This is a genomic window from Kribbella sandramycini, from assembly GCF_013131805.1.
Classification (GTDB): domain Bacteria; phylum Actinomycetota; class Actinomycetes; order Propionibacteriales; family Kribbellaceae; genus Kribbella; species Kribbella sandramycini.
The window spans coordinates 1,215,650-1,235,096 of record NZ_JABJRC010000002.1; the positions used below are offsets into that span (position 1 = coordinate 1,215,650).

Consider the following 19,447-nt stretch of genomic DNA (forward strand, 5'->3'; position numbering starts at 1 on the left):
GTACTATACACTGTACGTTAGCGACCCCGAAGGGAGATGGATCACAGATGGCCAGGACACCCCGGAACACGCTGAGCTCCGAGCTCGTGGTCCGGACCGCCCTGCAGGTGATGGAGACCAAAGGCGCCGACGGGTTCAGCCTGCGCGGCGTCGCGGCCGAGCTCGGCGTCGGCCCGATGGCGCTCTACACCTACTTCCGGAACAAGGACGACCTGTACGACGCCATCCGCGATCACCTGATGGCGCTGATGCCGCCGCCCCCGGCCGATCTGCCCTGGCCCGAGCAGGTCCGGGCGATCTGCCGCGACCTGCGGGTGCTGATGCTCGAACATCCTTGCCTTGCGCAACTACTAGCGAGCCGGCCGCTGAGCGGGCACGAGACCGCCCGGGTCGCCGAAGGGCTGCTGAGCGTACTGCGTTCGTCGGGTCTCGACCCGGAGACCGCGGCCCGCACGCACACGACGCTGTTCACGTTCGTCCTCGGTGCGACCACCTGGGAGATCCAGATGACCGTCGAGCAGAGCGACCCGGATGCGCTGCGCCGGTTACGCGCGTCGATGGAGTCGCTGTCGTCGCGCGAGTTCCCGACCGTCGTCGAGCTCGCGCCCGAGCTGGCCCGGACGAGCGGCGGGCAGCAGCAGTTCGACTACGGCCTCGATCTGTTGCTGGCCGGGCTGACGGCTAGAACACCATCGTGACGATGGCGACGATACCGATGCCCACGATCAGGCCGCGGAGGGCGATCGGCGGGAGTTTGCGGCCGTAGCGGGCGCCGAGGAAGCCGCCGATCGTGGAGCCGGCCGCGATCAGGGCCGCGGCGAGCCAGTCGACGTCCGCGACGACGATGAACAGGATCGCGGCGACCGTGTTCACGACGGTGGCCAGGACGTTCTTCAGCCCGTTCATGCGTTGCAGGTCCGGATCGAGGCCGAGGCCGAGGATCGCCATCAGCAGCACGCCCTGGGCGGCGCCGAAGTAGCCTCCGTAGATGCCGGTCGCGAAAACCGCCGGGATCACCCACCAGGCGCCGCGATGGGTGTGCGACGGGACGCTGATCCACTTCGACAGCCAAGGCTGGAAAGCGACCAGCACGCAGCCGAGCAGGATCAGCACCGGGACGACGGCGTGGAACGCGGACTCCGGGGTGGTCAGTAGCAGCACTCCCCCGACGACGCCGCCGATCAGCGAGGCCGGGACGAGCCGGAGCATCCGGCCGCGCTGCCCCTCCAGCTCGCGCCGGTAGCCGATCGCGCCGGCCGCCGTGCCGGGAGCGAGGCCGACGCTGTTGCTGACGTTCGCGAGGACGGGCGGGATGCCGACGGCGAGCAGCGCGGGGAAGGTCAGCAGCGTGCCCGACCCGACCACGGCGTTGATCGTGCCCGCGCCCATTCCCGCCACCAGGACGAACAGCGCCTCGAACCATGTCATCGTTGCCCGACTCTACGCATCGGCAGCGACCCCGAGCGCACCGGTCCGGAGGATGAACGACGACAGGGCCTCCCGGTCACCCGGAAGGCCCTGCCCGATGGAAGGTCGATCAGCGCTCGAGCGGCGGCTCGGCGTCCGCGGCCGGCGGCTCCGGGCTGGCGGCCGGCGCCGGCGCGGCGGCCGCACCGGCCTGGCCGCGACCGACCGCGGCCTTCTGCGCCTCGGCGATCGCCTCCGCGACGGCGTTGTCCGCCTCGGCGACCGCGGTGTCCTGAACCCGGCCCTCGACCTCGGGCGTCGCCGGGTCGTCGGCGAGCTCGGGCGCCTGCCAGTTGCCCTCGGCCCGCTGCGGGATGCCGGCCACCTGGCCGACCGCGCTGCCCAGGCCCTTCAGCGCGTCGCCGATCTCACTCGGCACGATCCAGAGCTTGTTCGCGTCGCCCTGGGCGATCGACGGCAGCATCTGCAGGTACTGGTAGGCGAGGAGGCCCTGGTCGGGTTTGCCGGCGTGGATCGCGTTGAAGACCGTGGTGATGGCCTGCGCCTCACCCTGCGCCTTCAGGATCCGCGCCTGCCGCTCGGCCTCGGCCCGCAGGATCCGGGACTCCTTGTCACCCTGGGCGGTCAGGATCGCGGACTGCTTCTGCCCCTCGGCCGAGAGGACGGCGGACTGCCGCATACCCTCGGCGGTCAGGATCGCCGCGCGCTTGTCGCGGTCGGCGCGCATCTGCTTCTCCATCGAGTCCTGGATGGACGGCGGCGGGTCGATCGAGCGCAGCTCGACCCGGTTCACCCGGATCCCCCACTTACCGGTCGCCTCGTCCAGGACGTAGCGCAGCTTCTCGTTGATCTCCTCGCGCGAGGTCAGCGTCTGCTCCAGGTCCATCCCGCCGATGATGTTCCGCAGCGTGGTCATCGTCAGCTGCTCGATGGCCTGGATGTAGTTGGAGATCTCGTACGTCGCCCGGACCGGGTCGTTGACCTGGAAGTAGATGACGGAGTCGATCGACACCATCAGGTTGTCCTCGGTGATCACGCCCTGCGGCGGGAACGAGACGACCTGCTCGCGCATGTCGATGGTGTAGCGCACCTTGTCGACGAACGGGGTCAGCAGGTTCAGGCCCGGCTGCAGACCGGTCCGGTACTTGCCGAACCGCTCCACGATGCCGACGGTCTGCTGCTGCACGACCCGTACGGACTTGGCCAGCGTGACGATCACCAGAACGGCGACCACAGCCAGCACGATCAGAAACCCGAGCACTCGACCCTCCCACTCATCACTGTTGGTTGTGAGCCTACTGCTGTCCGGGCTCCGGCTTGTTCAACTCGTTGTGCAGCGGGTCGGAGACCGGATAGACGACGGCGGTCGCGCCGTCGATCGACATCACCTCGACGCGGGTGCCGGCCTTGATCGTGGAGACCTCGTCGAACGGGCGCGCCGTCCACAGGTCACCGCCGATCCGCACCGAGCCCCCGCCGTCCGGGTGGATCTCCTTGACCACCGTGCCGCTGCGGCCGATCACATGCGCCGAGCCGGTCTTCAGCTCGGTGCCGTGGTGGATCTTGCGCACCAGCAACGGACGGATCGCCACCAGCATCGCCGCGGCCGTCACCAGCCCCACGACCAGGTGCAACCACAGTTGGTCCGGGAAGATCGCCGCCGCCCCAGCAGCCGTGAACGCGCCGGCAGCGAGCATCAGCAAGGTGAAATCGAGCGAAGCGAGTTCAGCCAGCGCCAGCGCGCCGGCGATCGTCAGCCAGGCCGCCCACAGGTTGTCCCGCAGCCAATCCATCATCTGCCAAGCCTATCCACTCAAAGGGGTGTCGGCAGATGCTGTGACGTACCTGTTGTCAGCGCGGTTCCCTCAGAACGCGCGAGCTGTGTAGCGGCCGTTCTCGTGGTTGAGGGAGAGGGCCAGGTCGAAGGTGTCGCTGAGGGTCTGCGCGGTGAGGGCCTGCTCGATCGGACCGGCGGCCACGACCCGGCCCTGCTTGATCAGCAGGGCGTGGGTGAACCCGGGCGGGATCTCCTCGACGTGATGCGTGACCAGGACCATCGCGGGCGCGCCCTCGGCGGTCGCGATCGCGCCGAGCGAGCGGACCAGCTGCTCACGGCCGGTCAGGTCGAGACCGGCGGCCGGCTCGTCCATCAGCATCAGCTCGGGATCGGTCATCAGCGCGCGGGCGATCTGGACGCGTTTGCGCTCACCCTCGGACAGGGTGCCGAACGTCCGGTCCGCGAGGTGCGCGATCCCCAGCTCGTTCAGCAGTTCCTTGGCCCGCTGGTGATCCAGCTCGTCGTACTCCTCGTTCCAGCGGCCGAGGACGGCGTACGACGCCGAGACCACGACATCGGAGACCCGCTCGCCCTTCGGCAGCCGGTCGGCCAGCGCCGCGCTGGTAAGGCCGATCCGCGGCCGCAGCTCGAAGACGTCGACCGCGCCGAGCACCTCGCCGAGCAGCCCGGTGACACCGGACGTCGGGTGGATCTGCGCGGCCAGAATCTGCAGCAGCGTGGTCTTCCCGGCGCCGTTCGGGCCGATGACGACCCAGCGGTCGGTCTCGTCGATCGTCCAGTCGACACTGTCCAGCAGGCGCGCGTCGCCGCGCACGATCGAGACCCCGGCCAGCTCCACCACTGCAGTCATGGGGGCAAACCTACGGGGTGCCCGCTCGTGTCCGGACAGCGGGCGGCAGGTGTCACACTGGGGTGCGTGTTGACCACCTCCGCCTCGGTCCGGTTCACCGTCTGGACGAACGCGATGCTGACCGGCGCCTGCGATCCGGACACCGCCGCGACGAAGATCCTCGGGGACGACGTCGGGCATCAAGTCGCCGGTCTTCCTGGCCATCCGGATCCGGCCACGCTGCCCGTCGCGCTGAACCTGTTGCGCGCGGCCGGAGCCAAGCAGGCCTATCTCGCGCTGCCGATTCCCGGCGTCCCGATCGGGCTGGCCGGTCCGCCGGCGTTCAACGAGGCCGCGGTCGAGTCGGGTGAGGCCGTCGTCCTGGCCGGGCCCGAGCTCGGGCTGGTACCGGCGTACGTCGGTCCGGCCGTGCAATGGAGTGTGCTGCCGGCCGCCGCTCCCCCGCCGGCCGACTTCGGCGAGGCCGACCGCGGGCTCCGGCTCGCGCTGATCGACGCGGCCGACTCACTCGCGGCGCTGGACGTCGCGCGCTGGAAACCCGAGATCGCGGACGCGCTGATCGACATCCGCAAGATCGGCAGCGGCCGCGGTGACGACCTGGCCCCGGGCTACGACGCGCGCGCCGTCAAGACCGCGGCGACCGCCCGGCGGCTGCTCGCGATCGCGGACGCCGCGCTCGAGGACGACGGGGCCGCCGTCACCGGAGCCGAGGCCGACGCGCGCCGCCGTACGCTCGTCGAGCTGGCGACCGCGGCCCGGCGTGCGCTCGTCGCCGCTTGCGCGCCGCCGAGCGCCGACTGAGACGTCCTGTTCACGTTTGGGATGTGGACCGGACCACCGGGTGACAGGTGTTGTCGGTAGCGTTCTGCTTGCCATGACAGCACAGCATGAGTTCGAGACGCAGTCCGCCGACCGTCCGACGTTGTTGGTCACGCTGACCGGGACCGACCGGCCGGGGCTGACGTCGGCCGTCCTGTCCACCCTCGCGACCCGCGGGCTCGAGGTGATCGACGCCGAGCAGGTCGTGCTGCGCGGCCGGCTCATCCTCGGCGTGCTGCTGTCGGCGCCGCGCGACCACAAGAACCTGAAGGAAGAGCTCAAGGACCTCGCCAGCGCGCTCGACATCGACATCTCGGTGAAGAAGGGCGTCGGCGACAACGAGCCGCGGCGCAAGGGCCGCAGCCAGGTCACCGTGATCGGGCACCCGCTGACCGCGGTCGGCCTGGCCGCGATCGCCGGCCGGATCGCCGACACCGGCGCCAACATCGACCGGATCAGCCGGATGGCCCGCTATCCGGTGACCGCGATGGAGATCGCCGTGTCCGGTGTCGAGCCGGAGACGCTGCGCACGGTGCTCGCGCTCGAAGGCGTCCGCCAGGGTCTGGACGTCGCCGTCCAGGACGGCGGTCTGTACCGGCGCGCGAAGCGGCTGATCGTGATGGATGTCGACTCCACGCTGATCCAGGGCGAGGTGATCGAGATGCTCGCCGGGCACGCCGGCCGGCTCGAGGAGGTCGCCGCGGTCACCGAGGCCGCGATGCGCGGTGAGCTGGACTTCGCCGCGTCGCTCGAACACCGGGTCAAGGCGCTGGCCGGTCTCCCGGCGTCCGCGCTGGACGCGGTCTACGAGGCGATCGAGTTCGCGCCCGGCGCGCGCACGCTGGTCCGGACGCTGAAGCGGCTCGGGTACCAGTTCGCGATCGTCAGTGGCGGCTTCAGCCAGATCACCGACCGGCTCGCCGCCGACCTCGGGATCGACTACGCCAAGGCCAACGAGCTGGAGATCGTCAACGGCGTCCTCACCGGCCGGGTGATCGGCGAGATCGTCGACCGGCCCGGCAAGGCGGTCGCGCTGCGCCAGTTCGCCCAGCGCTCCGGGACGCCGCTGTCCCAGACGGTCGCGATCGGCGACGGCGCCAACGACCTCGACATGCTCGCCGCGGCCGGCCTCGGCGTCGCCTTCAACGCGAAACCCGTCGTCCGCGAGGCCGCCGACACCCATCTCAGCGTGCCCTACCTGGACACGATCCTCTACCTGCTCGGTATCAGCCGCGAAGAGGTCGAAACGGCGGACGCCGACACCCCTGCGTAGTGCCTCACCAAGGGGCGTTGGTGCTAGAGGTGCCGAACGCTCCTTGGTGAGGCACTTACTACGATCCGGAGTTATGGAGTTCACAACCCGGCCGGCGACCCTCGACGACGCACACCCGATCTACGAGTTGATGGCGGCAGCCGAGGTGTCGTGGCACGGACAGGCCGAGGTGGTTCCGGACTCGGTCGCGGCCGATCTGCGCCGGCCGTTGATCGACCTCGCGCTGGACACGCTGGTGGTCGAAGCGCCTGGCGGTGAGCTGGCCGGGTGGGCCTGGGTGCACGACGGGAAGCGGTCGCAGGCCGGCGTCCATCCGGCGTACCGGGGCCACGGGCTCGGGCCGCGATTGCTGGATTGGATCGAGGCACGGTCGCGCGCGGTCGGCAGCGAGTGGGTCGCGCAGGCCGTCGACGACGCCGACAAGGCGGGGACGAAGCTGTTGCGGACTCGCGGGGCCGAGGTGCTCGCGACGAACTGGCTGCTCGAACGACCGGCCGCGGTCGAGTCCCGGGAGCTGCCGGACGGCGTCCGCCTCGACGCCTACGACCCGGAGCGCGCGCAGGAGGCGCACGAACTGATCGGGACCGCCTTCTCGGCGTTCCAGTCGCGGCGGAAGTCGTTCGAGGAATGGTCCGAGCTGACGGTGCTGCGATCGACCTTCCTGCCGGCGGCGACGACGTTCGCGTACGTCGGCGACGAGCTGGCCGGTGTGGTGATCGCGCTGGACGGCGAGGAGGGGTACGTCGAGCAGCTCGCGGTCAGCAGTGACCACCGCGGCCGCGGGATCGCCCGCGCGATGCTCGACCGGACGTCGGCCGAGTTCGCCCGGCTCGGCCGGGACACCATCATCCTCTGGACGCACTCGGGGACCGGCGCGCTGGCGATGTACGAACACCTCGGCCTGCGAGCGCGTCGCAGCACGACCGTGCACCGGCTCACCTTCTGAGCTGTTGACAGCGGCTGTGAGAGCGCTCACATTGGGCTGAATCACGCCTCAACCGCCCCTGGAGGTCGTCGTGCGCTCCCGCCTGACGCTGATCGCGTCCCTAGCCGCTCCACTGCTCATCGCCGCCTCGCTGACCGTCGTCGCGCAGGCGAGCGCCCCGCCGCCACCGGCCGGGTGGTCGACCGTCTGGGTCGACGACTTCGACGGCCCGGCGAACACCCTGCCGTCCAGCGCGAACTGGATCATCGACACCGGTCACGGCTACCCCGGCGGCCCCGCCAACTGGGGCACCGGCGAGATCCAGAACTACACCAACAGCACCAGCAACCTGGCCCTCGACGGCACCGGAAACCTGCGGATCACTCCTCGCCGCGACGGCGCCGGCAACTGGACGTCGGCCCGGATCGAGACGCAGCGCAGCAATTTCAAGGCCCCGGCCAACGGCATCCTCGCGATCGAGAGCCGGCTGCAGATGCCGAACGTCACCGGTAACGCCGCGCTCGGCTACTGGCCCGCGTTCTGGGCGCTCGGGTCGCCGTACCGGGGCAACTACTGGAACTGGCCCGGTATCGGCGAGTTCGACATCATGGAGAACGTCAACGGGATCAACTCGGTCTGGGGCGTGCTGCACTGCGGCGTCAACCCGGGCGGCCCGTGCAACGAGACCAGCGGCCTCGGCGCGAGCCGCGTCTGCCCCGGCGCCTCCTGTCAGTCGGCGTTCCACACCTACCGGTTCGAGTGGGACACCAGCATCTCCCCCAACCAGCTGCGCTGGTACGTCGACGGTCAGCAGTACCACACGCTCAGCCAGAACCAGTTCCCCGCTGACACGTGGAACAACATGACGTCGCACTCGGGCTACTTCATCCTGCTGAACGTCGCCATCGGCGGCGCCTTCCCCGACGCGCTCAACGGCCCGACTCCGCGCCCCGAGACCGTCCCCGGTCACCCGATGGTCGTCGACTACGTCCACGTCACCTCGAAGGGCGGCGGCACGACTCCCCCGCCGACCACGCCGCCTCCGGGTGGCAGCTCGGCGTACAGCACCCTGCAGGCCGAGTCCTCCCAGCAGCAGTCCGGCACCGGCGTCGAGACCACCACCGACACCGGCGGCGGCCAGAACCTGATGCAGGTCGGCAACGGCGACTGGGCCCTCTACCGCGGTATCGACTTCGGTTCCCAGGCCGCCACCCAGTTCACCGCCCGCGTCGCCTCCGGCGCCGGCAACGGCGTGAGCGGCCTCGTCGAAGTCCGCCTCGACAGCCGGTCCAATCCCCCGATCGGCAGCTTCGCCGTCGGCAACACCGGCGGGTGGCAGTCCTGGCGCTCGGTACCCGCCAACATCGCCGCCACCACCGGCGTCCACGACGTCTACCTCACCTTCACCAGCGGCCAGCCCGCCGACTTCGTCAACGTCAACTGGTTCACGTTCGGCCGCTGAGGGAAGGGCGTGTCTGTTCATCCCGCGCCGTAGCGAGTGCCCCCCAGTAGGCGGGGGGTGAGCAGACACACCCCAAGCACTTATCCTTCGGCTTATGTCTGAACTGCCGGGTGGTCCTGGGGCGCTGTTCGCTATCGGCGGCGCCGAGGACAAGCTGAAGAAGCGGATGGTGCTCCAGGAGTTCGTGGAGGCCGCGGGTGGGCCGAAGGCGCGAATCGTGGTGGTGCCGACCGCTTCGGCGCTCGGGCCCGATGTGGTCGATGTGTACCACGCGTTGTTCGCCGCGCTGGGTGCGGCGAGTGTCGTCGGCGTTCGCCCGGAGAACCGGGAGGACGCCGACGACCCGGCGTTCATCGCGCCGCTGCACGACGCGACCGGCATCTTCATGACCGGCGGCAATCAGCTGAAACTGGCCGGGGTCGTGACCGGGACGGCGTTCGGCCGCGCGGTGACCGCGGCGCATGCGCGCGGCGCGGCGGTCGGCGGGACGTCGGCGGGCGCGAGCATCCTGGCCGAGCACATGATCGCGTTCGGGCGGTCCGGGGCGACGCCGCGGCAGCGGATGAGCCAGCTGTCGAACGGGCTCGGCCTGGTGCAGGGCGCGATCGTCGACCAGCACTTCGCCCAGCGGAACCGGTACGGCCGGCTGCTGTCGCTGGTCGCGCAGTCCCCCGGCCTGCTCGGGATCGGCGTCGACGAGGACACGGCCGCCGTCATCCGCGGCTCGCACCTGGAGGTGGTCGGCCGCGGCGCGGTGACGATCTTCGACGGCCGCCGGATCACCTCGAACGCGCATTACGCCAAGCGCTCCGAGCCGATCCTCGCGTCCGGTGTCGAGTTGCATGTGCTGCCTGCCACCTCGATGTTCGACCTGGAGGCGCGCGTGCTGTTGTCGTACGGCCCGCAGCCGCAGGCGACCGAGATCGCCGAGCTGGCCGCCGCCGAGGCCGACCTGCGCAAGCTGGCCAAGGAGATCGCGGCCGAAGGCGTGTCACCCGCCTACTACGCCGAACGCAAGCGGCGGGCGGGCCGGCGGACGGCGAAGTCCACCCGCCCGGCGGCCGCCGGGGAGTCCAGACCGGAGGCGACCGAGCCGATCACGGCCGGCGCCGACCCTGACTCCATCGACGCACCGCAACCAGAGCTTGGACACCCATGAGCGACACCGACACGCCCACCCAAGGCACCCCCAGCCCGGACCTGAAGATCATCGAGACCCGCGTCTACCGCGGGCCGAACGTCTGGAGCTACGACCCCGCGATCCACCTGGTCGTCGACCTCGGCTCGCTGGAGCAGTTCCCCTCCAACACCATCCCCGGTTTCACCGAGCGGCTGCTCGCCGACCTGCCACGGCTCGACCAGCACCACTGCTCGCGCGGCCGCAAGGGCGGTTTCATCGAGCGCCTCGACGAGGGCACCTGGCTCGGCCACATCGCCGAGCACGTCTCGCTGCAGCTGCAGCAGGAGGCCGGCCACGACATGCGCCGCGGTAAGACGCGGCAGGTCAAGGGGCACCCGGGCACCTACAACATCACCTACGCGTACGCCGACGAGGCGGTCGGCCTGGCCGCGGGCGAGCTCGCCGTCCGGTTCGTCAACCACCTCGTCCAGCCCGATCCGGAGTTCGACTTCACCGTCGAGCTGGAGCGCTTCATCAAACAGGCCGAGCGGACGGCGTTCGGCCCGTCGACGCAGGCGATCGTCGACGAGGCGGTGTCTCGCGACATCCCGTGGATCCGGCTGAACAAGGCCAGCCTGGTCCAGCTCGGCCAGGGCGTGCACGCCAAGCGGATCCGCGCGACGATGACGTCGGAGACCGGCTCGATCGCGGTCGACGTCGCCAGCGACAAGGACCTGACCACCCGGCTGCTCGCCTCGGCCGGCCTGCCGGTGCCGCGCTCGGAGTCGATCCGCACGGTCGAGGAGGCGGTCACGGTCGCCAACAAACTCGGCTACCCGGTGGTCTGCAAACCGCTCGACGGCAACCACGGCCGCGGCGTCTGCCTGAACCTGCAGGACGCCGCCGCCGTCCGCGAGGCGTTCCCGATCGCGGCCGAGCAGTCCCGGCGCGGCTGGGTGATCGTGGAGAACTTCGTCACCGGCAAGGACTACCGCTGCCTGATCATCAACGGCCGGATGGAGGCGATCGCCGAGCGCGTCCCGGCCCATGTCGTCGGGGACGGCGTGCACACCGTCGCCGAGCTGGTCGAGATCACCAACGCCGACCCGCGCCGCGGCGTCGGGCACGAGAAGATCCTGACCCGGATCACGGTGAACGCGGCCGCCCGCGAGCTGGTCCGCACCCAGGGCTTCGAGCTGGACGACGTGCCGCCGGAAGACGTGATGGTGAAACTCACGCTGACCGGCAACATGTCCACCGGCGGGATCTCCATCGACCGGACCTGGGAGGCGCACCCGGAGAACGTCGAGATCGCCGAGGAGGCGGCCCGGATGATCGGGCTGGACATCGCCGGGATCGACTTCATCTGCCCGGACATCACCCAGCCGGTCCGCGAGACCGGCGGCGCGATCTGCGAGGTGAACGCCGCGCCGGGGTTCCGGATGCACACCAACCCGACGATCGGCGAGCCGCAGTACATCGCCAAACCGGTCGTCGACATGCTGTTCCCGCCGGGCGCGACGAGCCGGATCCCGATCGTCGCCGTCACCGGGACGAACGGCAAGACGACGACGTCGCGGATGATCAGCCACGTCTTCAAGGGGATGGGCCGCAAGGTCGGGATGACGTCGACCGACGGCATCGTGATCGACGAGCGGCTGGTGATCCGGTCGGACGCGTCCGGGCCGAAGTCGGCGCGGATGGTGCTGCAGAACCCGCGCGTCGACTTCGCGGTCTTCGAGGTCGCCCGCGGCGGCATCCTGCGCGAGGGGCTGGGCTACGAGCGCAACGACATCGCCGTCGTCCTCAACGTGCAGCCGGACCACCTCGGGCTGCGCGGGATCGACACGCTCGAACAGCTGGCCGATGTGAAGGGCGTGCTGGTCGAGGCCGTCCCGCGGACGGGGTACGCCGTCCTGAACGCCGACGACCCGCTGGTGCGGAAGATGCGGCGCAAGTGCTCGGGCCAGGTCGTCTGGTTCAGCATGGCCGAGCCGGGCAGCGAGGTCCGCGACTACATCGAGGGGCACTGCCGGCGCGGCGGTCGCGCGGTCGTGCTGGAGCGGTCGGATCTGGGCGACATGATCGTGGTGAAACACGGGCGGCGCTCGATGCAGCTCGCGTGGACCCACTTGCTGCCGGCAACTTTCGGCGGGCGCGCGATGATGAACGTGCAGAACGCGATGGCCGCCGCGGCCGCCGCCTTCGCGGCCGGCGCGCCGTTGCACGACATCCGGCAGGGACTGCGGACGTTCAACACGTCGTACTACCTGTCCCCCGGCCGGCTGAACGAGATCGACGTCGACGGCCGCACGGTCATCGTCGACTACTGCCACAACGCGCCCGCGATGCGGATGCTCGGCGACTTCGTCGACCGGCTGGGCGAGAGCCTGAACGCGTCGTCCGAGCTCGGGCGGCCGTCGCGGATCGGCGTCATCGCCACCGCGGGCGACCGGCGGGACGAGGACATCCACGAGCTCGGCGAGGTGGCGGCGCAGCACTTCGACGTCCTCGTCGTCCGGGAGGACGCCCGGCTGCGCGGCCGCAAACGCGGCGAGCTGGCCGAGCTGATCGCGGCCGGCGTCCGCCAGGCGATGGAGGCCGGGGCGCGCTGCCGTCAGGTCGAGATCGTCCTCGACGAGCTGACCGCGATCCGGCACGCGCTCGCCCGCTCGAACCGCGGCGACCTGGTCGTCCTCTGCGTCGACCAGCACCAGACCGTGCTGACCGAGCTGGAGTCGGTGTCCCATCTGGCGCAGGCCGGCGCCCGCTCGGGCGACGAAGGCGGCGACCCCGACTTCGTCAAGCCGGAGGGGGCCGACGCGCCCGAGGAGTAGCGGAACTCGGGAGCGCGACGGCTCGTTGGAGGCACGTGAACATGAAGTTGCTCGCGGCCACTGTCGCCGTCGCTCTCCCGGTGTTGCTGTCGGCCTGCGGTTCGGCCGAGAAGCCGGTTGCCCAGGCCAACCAGATCAGCACGCCCGGCGTGCTCGTGGCGGACGCCTGGGTCCGCGCCACTGTCGGCGCGAAGGACACCACGATGACGGCTGCCTTCCTGTCCCTGACCAACCCCGGTAGCACCGACCTGAAGTTGACCTCGGCAACCTCTCCGGTCGCCGGGCTGGTCGAGTTGCACGAGATGGCGATGAAGGACGGCAAGATGGTCATGCAGCAGAAGGCGGGCGGCGTCACCGTGCCCGCCGGCTCGCACACGCACCTCTCCCCCGGCGGCGACCACATCATGTTGATGAAGCTCAAGTCCCCGCTCAAGCCCGGGGACGAGCTCCCCCTCACTCTGAAGTTCTCCGACAACACGACGCACGACCTCACGGTGCCGGTGAAGGCCTTCGCCGAAGAGGAAGAGCACTACCATCCGACCCCCACACCCAAGTGACCGGTAAGCCGTCACGCCGTCAGCTGTTCGGGTACGCCGGGGCAGCCGCCGCGGGAGCTGCGGTCACCGCCGCCGCGGCGGTTGCCCTCGACGACGGCCAAGCGGCGCCGCCGTCCGCGAGCCGAACGATCAGCCCGTACGGCGCGCATCAGGCCGGGGTGGCCGCCGCCTCGCCGAAGTTCGGCGAACTGGTGGCGTTCCGGCTGCTGACGGAGACCGACAAGGCCGCCCTCGGTCGGCTGTTGCGGTTGTGGAGTGCAGATGTTGTTGCTTTGAGCAACGGTCGGGGCGCGCCCGGGGATGTGGCGCCGGAGCTGGCGGTGGGCAATGCCGGGTTCACGGCGACGGTGGGGTTCGGCGGGCGGGTGTTCGAGCTCGCGGGGCCGCGGCCTGGCGGGTTCGACGAGTTGCCGGGGATGCGGCACGACCGGTTGCAGAAAGAGTGGACCGGTGGGGATCTGCTGGTCCAGGTCGGGGCTGACGATGCCGTGAGTGTGGTGCATGCGGTGCGGCAGTTCGTGCGGGATGCGAGGCCGTTCGCGGCCCCGGTGTGGCGGCAGAGTGGGTTCTGGAACGGGACCGGGGCCGACGGGCAGCCGGTGACCGGGCGGAATCTGTTCGGGCAGGTGGACGGGACGGGAAACCCGCGGGTGGGGACGCCGGAGTTCGACGCGACGGTGTGGGACGCGGACGGCGGGACGACGCTCGTCGTCCGCCGGATCCGGATGAACCTGGAGACCTGGGACGAGCTGACGCGCTCGGAGCAGGAGCGCGCGGTGGGGCGAAAGTTGTCCACCGGGGCGCCACTGACGGGGGTGAACGAGCACGACGAGCTGGACCTGGAGGCTCGGGACGCCGACGGGCGGCCGCTGATCGCGGCGAACGCACACGCACGGTTGTCGCATCACTCGGAGAACGACGGCCGGCGGATCTTCCGCAAAGGGCTCAACTACGTGCACGACGCCGGGACGGCGCGGGAGTCGGGGCTGATCTTCCTCAGCTACCAGGCCGACGTCGCCGGGCAGTTCCTCCCGCTGCTCGCCCGCCTGGACGCCGTCGACGCGCTCAACGAGTGGACGACGACGATCGGCTCGGCCGTGTTCGCCATCCCGCCGGGGTTCCGGCCCGGCGGCTGGATCGGCGAAAAACTCATCGGCTGACCTGTCACCCTGGCACGCTCGTCGGAGCGTTCAACGGGGTGAGGAGGCGATGCCGATGAAAGACCGTCCCACCGCGGCGGACTTCGACGACTTCGTGCGAGCGCGCTGGAGCGCGACCGCGCGACTGGCGTATGCACTGACCCTGGACCACCAGCGCGCCGAGGATCTGGCCCAGGAGTCGTTCACCAAGCTCTGGTTCCACTGGGACCGGGTGAGCGGCGGAAGCCCGGAGGGGTACCTGCGGCGGATCGTCACGACCACGTTCTTGTCCGGCCGGCGCCGCCGCTGGCTCGGTGAGCGCCCGACCGAGACGCCGCCGGACGTCGCGGTCGCCGCACGGACCGGCGAGATCGACGAACGGCTCGCGCTGCACCGCGCGATGGCCCAGCTGAGCCCGCGCCAGCGCGCGACGCTCTACCTGCGGTACGCCGAGGATCTCCCCGAGCGCACCGTCGCCGAGCTGCTCGGCTGCTCGGTCGGCGCCGTCAAACAGCACGCCCGCCGCGGTCTGGACGCGCTCCGCGCCGACCTCGACTTCACCACCACCGACACCGCTGACCTGGCCGTCCTGGCCGGAGGGAGGACCGCATGACCGACGACCTCGGCACGAAGTTCGCCGTACTCACCGAAGACCGCCCCGAGCCGATCGACCCGGCGGCCGTCGTCCGCACCGGCATCACCAAGCGCCGGCGCCGCCGTCGCGCCACCGGTCTGCTGGCCACAGCGGCCGGCACCGCCCTCGCCGTCGCCGCCGTCCCGGTCGTCAGCAGCCTGCTGCGCCCGGAGCCGATCACCCCAGCCGCCAACGGGTCGTTCGTGACGACAGCAGCGACGCCGAGCCCGGTCGCCAAGCCGGTCCCCGGCCTCAAGGGCGCGTACTACGTCGCCCAGGGCAAGGTCAACGGGCAGCCGTGGCACGTGATCGTCTACCCCGGCGGCTGCCTGAGCTCCTGGGACCTGCTCACCAGGCCGCAGCGACCGCCCCGCACCGAACAGGAGATCCAGTGGCGCGAACAGCACGCTCGCGCGCTGGGCACCGGATGCGAGAAGCTCCACGGGCTGCAGGGCATCCAGTCCGGACCGAACGGCAAGGACACCGAGATTCTCGCCGGCAAGGTCCCCCTGGAGGCCCGCACGGTCCGCGTGATCGCCGCCAGGACCTACACCGTCGACGCGATCAGCACGCCGGCGAGCAGCACCGCGCGGTACTACGCGGTCGCCTTCCCCAAGTTCGACCCGGGTAAGACGAGGATCGAGGTGCTGGACGCCGACGGCCGGATCATCCTCAAGCGGCCCGGAAGCTGAGGAACTTCGTACTCGGGTAGCTGTGGAAGTTGTTGGCCGGCTCCAGCGACGCGACGCCGCTGCAGTCGGCCGTCCGGTAGAGGAGAACGTCCTCGGTGGACCAGTTGAAGAGTGCGCCGGGGGCGAACGGCAGGACGGTACAAGCGGCCGGGACGTCGTCGAACACGACGCTCCGGCCGGTGAAGTTGACGGTCTCGAAGAAGCAGGCCTGACCCGGTTCGCATTCGAAGGCGGTGGACGAGGCGGACGCCGGGGTGACGAACAGGCCACCGGCGACGGCGGCGATCGCAGCGGCGCCGAGGACAACACGACGGTTCACGGTGACTCCTGGGGGTGAGGGGCGGGTCTCCCCAGTGAGTTTATTGTTGAAGATTCACTCAGAGAGCGTTCTCCGGCGTGTTGTCGCGGCGTGGGAGGAGGCGGCGGCGTGGCTCCTCGCGGTCGATCCAGTCGAGGTCGTCGCCGAGCACGGCGTCGTTGGTGCGGTGCGCATAGGGGTCGGGGGGCGGGGCGGCCGGCGGTAGCGCACGGAGTTTGAGGGCGACCATCGGGATCGCCAGCAGGACGGCGACGACGAGCCAGGCGCCGTACTCGCGCAGCAGCGGCTCGAAGGAGTTGAAGAACGCGTCCATTGCGGCGTCGGCGGTCGCGTTCGTGTCTTGAGCCGCCGGCGCCTGGTCGACCGAACGGACGGCGGCGACGACGCCGAAGGCGGCCAGGTACCAAGCCGTCAGCGGAACCCAGAAGTACGCCGACCGCCAGCCGCGCAGCCAGCAGGCGGTGTAGAGCAGCAGTGCCAGGCCCGCGCCGACGAGCAGCCCGTTCAGCTGCCACAGCCAGCGCCAGTCGGCCAGCTCACCCGCCGGACGCAGCGCGTACCACGCCATCGGCACCGCCAGCGCGAACGCGGCGACCACCGAGCTTCGGGCGCCCAGGGCACCGAACAGCGCACCCAGGGCACTTGCCACCAGCAACGTGATCAGCGCGGCCTTGTCCGACCAGGGATTCCCACTCAGCCACCACATGCCGGTGGCAACGATCAGCACCAGCGGCACCGCCACCCGGGCGCGCGCGACGAGCAGCCCGGCCAGCACACCGCCGGTCAGGCCGCCCAGCACGAGCAGGTCGAGCCGCGGCGGCACGAACAACGTCGTACCGCCGGGCAAACCCTTCAGATAAGCCGCCGCGAAGCCGCCCACGAACCAGGCGACGGCCGCGGCCGGAATCGACCACAGGTAGCGCATCACATTCCCCGTTCCCACCCCAACCGAGGCGGACGGGGTGGAGGGTCTTGTGGAGTTCCAGGCCGTAGCGAGGAGGTGTCCGGTGCGGTAGCTCGACGTGCGGGGGCGGAGGGTTCGATGCGGCACATCGTGCCCTTCGCACCCGTGCGGCGAGATGCCGTGCCGGGCGCCCCGCAGTAGGCCTGGAACTCCACAAGACCCTCCTAGTGCTGGGCTCTTTCGACCTTGTTCTTCAGGTCTTCCGGTGTGTCGACGGTAGCTCCCTCGGACCGTAACCAGCCGTCAAGACTCGCGCGATCCTGCAAAGACATCACGGCGACGACGTCCCCGGCCCGGGCTTCGCGGACCAGCGCCTGCGCGGCCTCCAGCTCGGTCGGGTAGGCCGGCACGTCCTCGACGCCGACCGAGGCCGCGCCTTCGCGGAACACCGCCTCCAGCTCGGACGGCGGCCGCCCGCGCAGGTACTCGCTCTTGTGGCCGATCGCGACCTTGTCGGTGCCCCGGGCCCCGATCGCGCCGAGCGCCGAGACCATGTCGTCGGCCCGGTCCCCCGGGGAGCCGAGCGCGAGCATCAGCCGGCCGCCCTCGACGCGGACGCCGTTCATGATCTCGAGCAGCGCCTCCAGCCCGGCCTCGTTGTGGGCGAGGTCGATGACGACGGTGAACCCGCGCAGCGAGTACATGTTCATCCGGCCCGGGTTGTTCTCGTTCGGCGCGAACGAGCTGAGCCCCTCGATCACCGCCGTCCGCGGCAGGCCGAGCCCGAGCGCGGCCGAGGCGGCGGCGAGCGCGTTCTCCACGTTGTAGTGCGACAGGCCGGACAGCGTCATCGGCACGTCGACGACCTTGAGCAGCGGCTCCGGGTCGGTGGCCTGGTCGAGCACGGTGATGAAACCGTCCAGGACGGTCGTCGCCCGGCCGCCCTCGTCGAGGACGGCGCGGATCGACGGCGAGTCGGGGTCGCGGGAGAACACCCAGCACTTGGCCGGTGAGCCGAGCCGCATCGCGAACGTCCGCGGGTCGTCGCCGTTCACCACGCACCAGCCGCGCGGGCGGGTGATGTGCGTGATGACCGCCTTCACCTCGGCCAGCTGGTCGACGGTGTCGATCCCGCCCAGGCCGAGGTGGTCCGCGGTCACGTTGGTGACGACCGAGACGTCGTTCGAGACGACGCCGACGCCGCGGCGCAGGATGCCGCCGCGGGCGGTCTCGGTGACGGCCAGCTGGATCCCCGGCTGGGACAGCACCTGCCCGGCGCCGCTCGGCCCGGAGAAGTCGCCGTACTTGACCAGTTCGCCGTCGAAGTAGACGCCGTCCGTGCTCGACCAGCCGACGTGCAGCCCGGCCGCGCGGCCGATGTGCGCGATCATCCGCGAGGTCGTGGTCTTGCCGTTCGTCCCGGTGACCGCGACGACCGGCACCTTCGGCCGGATGGTCGGCGGCACGTTCCCCGGCGGCTCGTCGTGCACCCGCTGCCCGACGGCGGCGATCAGCTCCGGCAGGTCGTCGGAGCCGAAGGCGTCCAGCACCTCGGCGATCGCGGCGCCGAGCGCCCGGGCCCGCCCTTCGTGGGCCCAGGGGAAGGCCACGACCAGACGGTGGTTGTCGGACTCCGGCCGGACCCGGACGCCGATCCGGCCGATCCCGGCCTCCCGGGCGATCCGGCGGACGACGTGTCCGGCGACCCGGATCGCGAACCGCTGCCGGAACCCGGAGCCGATCCGGCCCGGGCGGGTGGCGCCCAGGCCGAGGGCCTGCGCGTACGCCTTCGCGGCCGGCGCCGGGGCGTCGACCAGCGCGCTGACGTCGAGCGTGAGCTTGACCGCCGCGCGGCTGAAGTACAGGTTGGCCCCGTCCAGAACCCGGAGCTCAACAAGGGAGGTGGACACTACGCTCCCATCGCGTGGTAGCCGCCGTCGACGTGGATGATCTCGCCGGTGGTGGAGGGGAAGAAGTCACTGAGCAGGCCGACCACCGTCTTGCCGGTGGGCTCGAGATCGGTCGGATCCCAGCCGAGCGGGGCGCGGTCGAGCCACGGGTCCTCGAATTTCTCGAACCCCGGGATCGCCTTGGCGGCCAGCGTCTTCAGCGGGCCGGCCGAGACCAGGTTGACCCGGATGCCCTGGGCGCCGAGGTCGCGGGCAAGGTAGCGGCTGGTCGACTCCAGGGCGGCCTTGGCCACGCCCATCCAGTCGTAGCCGGGCCAGGCGACACTCGCGTCGAAGGTCAGGCCGACGATGCCGCTGCCCCGGCTGAGCAGCGGCGCGCAGGTCGTCGCGAGCGACTTCAGCGAGTACGCCGAGACGTGCACGGCCTGGGCGACGTCGTCCCACGGCCCCTCCAGGAACTTGCCGCCGAGGATCGTCTCCGGGTTGCCGTAGGCGATCGAGTGCACGACGCCGTCCAGGCCGTCGACGTGCTCGCGGACCGCCGCCGGCAGCGCGGCGAGGTGCTCGGCGTCGGTGACGTCGAGCTCCAGCACCGGGGGCTCCACGGGCAGCCGTTTGGCGATCCGTTTGGTGATGCTCAGCGCGCGGCCGAAATTCGAGATCAGCACGGTCGCGCCTTGTTCCTGCGCCACCTTGGCGGTCGCGAACCCGATCGAGGAGTCGAGCGTGACGCCCGCGATCAGGATGCGCTTGCCGTCGAGGATGCCCACCGGCCTGCCC

At 70.7% G+C, this 19,447-nt stretch carries 19 protein-coding genes; 11 read left to right on the top strand and 8 right to left on the bottom strand.

Annotated features, from left to right (window positions below; translation table 11 throughout):
- Nucleotides 1-47: 47 nt before the first annotated feature.
- On the top strand, nucleotides 48-698 hold the full coding sequence (locus tag HPO96_RS12990; protein WP_171673598.1) for a TetR/AcrR family transcriptional regulator: 651 nt from the start codon (nucleotides 48-50) through the stop codon (nucleotides 696-698).
- Here the strand turns inward: HPO96_RS12990 and HPO96_RS12995 are convergent.
- The 4 genes from HPO96_RS12995 to HPO96_RS13010 form a co-directional block, all read right to left on the bottom strand.
- Nucleotides 682-1,428, bottom strand: coding sequence for a sulfite exporter TauE/SafE family protein (locus HPO96_RS12995; RefSeq protein ID WP_171673599.1), 747 nt, complete (start codon nucleotides 1,426-1,428; stop codon nucleotides 682-684). The two genes, HPO96_RS12990 and HPO96_RS12995, sit on opposite strands and share 17 nt — an antisense overlap.
- A 109-nt stretch (nucleotides 1,429-1,537) precedes the next feature.
- Nucleotides 1,538-2,689, bottom strand: a complete 1,152-nt coding sequence (locus HPO96_RS13000; RefSeq protein ID WP_171673600.1) for an SPFH domain-containing protein — start codon at nucleotides 2,687-2,689, stop codon at nucleotides 1,538-1,540.
- A gap of 34 nt (nucleotides 2,690-2,723) precedes the next feature.
- Nucleotides 2,724-3,224, bottom strand: coding sequence for an NfeD family protein (locus tag HPO96_RS13005; protein ID WP_171673601.1), 501 nt, complete (start codon nucleotides 3,222-3,224; stop codon nucleotides 2,724-2,726).
- Nucleotides 3,225-3,293: 69 nt separating this feature from the next.
- On the bottom strand, nucleotides 3,294-4,076 hold the full coding sequence (locus HPO96_RS13010) for an ABC transporter ATP-binding protein (RefSeq protein ID WP_171673602.1): 783 nt from the start codon (nucleotides 4,074-4,076) through the stop codon (nucleotides 3,294-3,296).
- 66 nt (nucleotides 4,077-4,142) lie between these two features.
- On the opposite strand from HPO96_RS13010, the gene HPO96_RS13015 reads away from it, so the two are divergent.
- From HPO96_RS13015 to HPO96_RS13060, 10 genes are all read left to right on the top strand, one after another.
- The gene (locus HPO96_RS13015; RefSeq protein ID WP_171673603.1) at nucleotides 4,143-4,877 is read left to right on the top strand and encodes a hypothetical protein; all 735 of its coding nucleotides are present in this window, start codon (nucleotides 4,143-4,145) and stop codon (nucleotides 4,875-4,877) included.
- Nucleotides 4,878-4,950: 73 nt separating this feature from the next.
- Nucleotides 4,951-6,168, top strand: a complete 1,218-nt coding sequence (serB, locus tag HPO96_RS13020) for a phosphoserine phosphatase SerB (protein ID WP_171673604.1) — start codon at nucleotides 4,951-4,953, stop codon at nucleotides 6,166-6,168.
- A gap of 73 nt (nucleotides 6,169-6,241) precedes the next feature.
- A complete protein-coding gene (locus HPO96_RS13025; RefSeq protein WP_171673605.1) occupies nucleotides 6,242-7,114 on the top strand; it encodes a GNAT family N-acetyltransferase in 873 nt (290 codons plus the stop codon).
- A 70-nt stretch (nucleotides 7,115-7,184) separates the two neighbouring features.
- A complete protein-coding gene (locus HPO96_RS13030) occupies nucleotides 7,185-8,555 on the top strand; it encodes a carbohydrate-binding protein (protein WP_171673606.1) in 1,371 nt (456 codons plus the stop codon).
- A 94-nt stretch (nucleotides 8,556-8,649) separates the two neighbouring features.
- Nucleotides 8,650-9,714 carry a cyanophycinase gene (locus HPO96_RS13035; RefSeq protein WP_171673607.1) on the top strand — a complete coding sequence of 355 codons (1,065 nt, stop codon included), beginning with the start codon at nucleotides 8,650-8,652 and terminating at the stop codon, nucleotides 9,712-9,714.
- On the top strand, nucleotides 9,711-12,512 hold the full coding sequence (gene cphA / locus HPO96_RS13040) for a cyanophycin synthetase (RefSeq protein ID WP_171673608.1): 2,802 nt from the start codon (nucleotides 9,711-9,713) through the stop codon (nucleotides 12,510-12,512). The genes HPO96_RS13035 and cphA overlap by 4 nt, the downstream gene beginning before the upstream one ends.
- Before the next feature lie 41 nt (nucleotides 12,513-12,553).
- A complete protein-coding gene (locus HPO96_RS13045; RefSeq protein WP_171673609.1) occupies nucleotides 12,554-13,069 on the top strand; it encodes a copper chaperone PCu(A)C in 516 nt (171 codons plus the stop codon).
- Nucleotides 13,066-14,229 carry a Dyp-type peroxidase gene (locus HPO96_RS13050; protein ID WP_171673610.1) on the top strand — a complete coding sequence of 388 codons (1,164 nt, stop codon included), beginning with the start codon at nucleotides 13,066-13,068 and terminating at the stop codon, nucleotides 14,227-14,229. Before HPO96_RS13045 ends, HPO96_RS13050 begins: the two co-directional genes overlap by 4 nt.
- A 55-nt stretch (nucleotides 14,230-14,284) precedes the next feature.
- Nucleotides 14,285-14,821, top strand: a complete 537-nt coding sequence (locus HPO96_RS13055; protein WP_171673611.1) for a SigE family RNA polymerase sigma factor — start codon at nucleotides 14,285-14,287, stop codon at nucleotides 14,819-14,821.
- A complete protein-coding gene (locus HPO96_RS13060; RefSeq protein WP_171673612.1) occupies nucleotides 14,818-15,534 on the top strand; it encodes a hypothetical protein in 717 nt (238 codons plus the stop codon). Before HPO96_RS13055 ends, HPO96_RS13060 begins: the two co-directional genes overlap by 4 nt.
- Here HPO96_RS13060 and HPO96_RS13065 read toward each other — a convergent pair.
- The 4 genes from HPO96_RS13065 to fabI form a co-directional block, all read right to left on the bottom strand.
- Nucleotides 15,515-15,853 carry a peptidase inhibitor family I36 protein gene (locus HPO96_RS13065; RefSeq protein WP_171673613.1) on the bottom strand — a complete coding sequence of 113 codons (339 nt, stop codon included), beginning with the start codon at nucleotides 15,851-15,853 and terminating at the stop codon, nucleotides 15,515-15,517. The two genes, HPO96_RS13060 and HPO96_RS13065, sit on opposite strands and share 20 nt — an antisense overlap.
- Before the next feature lie 58 nt (nucleotides 15,854-15,911).
- Nucleotides 15,912-16,778 (bottom strand): hypothetical protein, encoded by an 867-nt coding sequence (locus tag HPO96_RS13070; RefSeq protein ID WP_171673614.1) that lies wholly within the window; start codon nucleotides 16,776-16,778, stop codon nucleotides 15,912-15,914.
- Nucleotides 16,779-16,981: 203 nt separating this feature from the next.
- Nucleotides 16,982-18,667 carry a Mur ligase family protein gene (locus HPO96_RS13075; protein ID WP_171673615.1) on the bottom strand — a complete coding sequence of 562 codons (1,686 nt, stop codon included), beginning with the start codon at nucleotides 18,665-18,667 and terminating at the stop codon, nucleotides 16,982-16,984.
- On the bottom strand, nucleotides 18,667-19,437 hold the full coding sequence (fabI, locus tag HPO96_RS13080) for an enoyl-ACP reductase FabI (protein ID WP_171673616.1): 771 nt from the start codon (nucleotides 19,435-19,437) through the stop codon (nucleotides 18,667-18,669). The genes HPO96_RS13075 and fabI overlap by 1 nt, the downstream gene beginning before the upstream one ends.
- Nucleotides 19,438-19,447 lie beyond the last annotated feature (10 nt).

Excerpts from the sequence above, each read along its gene's own strand:
- HPO96_RS12990 (WP_171673598.1), top strand. The coding sequence starts at position 48 with ATGGCCAGGACACCCCGGAACACGCTGAGCTCCGAGCTCGTGGTCCGG.
- HPO96_RS12995 (WP_171673599.1), bottom strand. The coding sequence starts at position 1,428 with ATGACATGGTTCGAGGCGCTGTTCGTCCTGGTGGCGGGAATGGGCGCG.
- HPO96_RS13005 (WP_171673601.1), bottom strand. The coding sequence starts at position 3,224 with ATGATGGATTGGCTGCGGGACAACCTGTGGGCGGCCTGGCTGACGATC.
- HPO96_RS13010 (WP_171673602.1), bottom strand. The coding sequence starts at position 4,076 with ATGACTGCAGTGGTGGAGCTGGCCGGGGTCTCGATCGTGCGCGGCGAC.
- serB (WP_171673604.1), top strand. The coding sequence starts at position 4,951 with ATGACAGCACAGCATGAGTTCGAGACGCAGTCCGCCGACCGTCCGACG.
- HPO96_RS13025 (WP_171673605.1), top strand. The coding sequence starts at position 6,242 with ATGGAGTTCACAACCCGGCCGGCGACCCTCGACGACGCACACCCGATC.
- HPO96_RS13035 (WP_171673607.1), top strand. The coding sequence starts at position 8,650 with ATGTCTGAACTGCCGGGTGGTCCTGGGGCGCTGTTCGCTATCGGCGGC.
- cphA (WP_171673608.1), top strand. The coding sequence starts at position 9,711 with ATGAGCGACACCGACACGCCCACCCAAGGCACCCCCAGCCCGGACCTG.
- HPO96_RS13045 (WP_171673609.1), top strand. The coding sequence starts at position 12,554 with ATGAAGTTGCTCGCGGCCACTGTCGCCGTCGCTCTCCCGGTGTTGCTG.
- HPO96_RS13055 (WP_171673611.1), top strand. The coding sequence starts at position 14,285 with ATGAAAGACCGTCCCACCGCGGCGGACTTCGACGACTTCGTGCGAGCG.
- HPO96_RS13060 (WP_171673612.1), top strand. The coding sequence starts at position 14,818 with ATGACCGACGACCTCGGCACGAAGTTCGCCGTACTCACCGAAGACCGC.
- HPO96_RS13070 (WP_171673614.1), bottom strand. The coding sequence starts at position 16,778 with ATGCGCTACCTGTGGTCGATTCCGGCCGCGGCCGTCGCCTGGTTCGTG.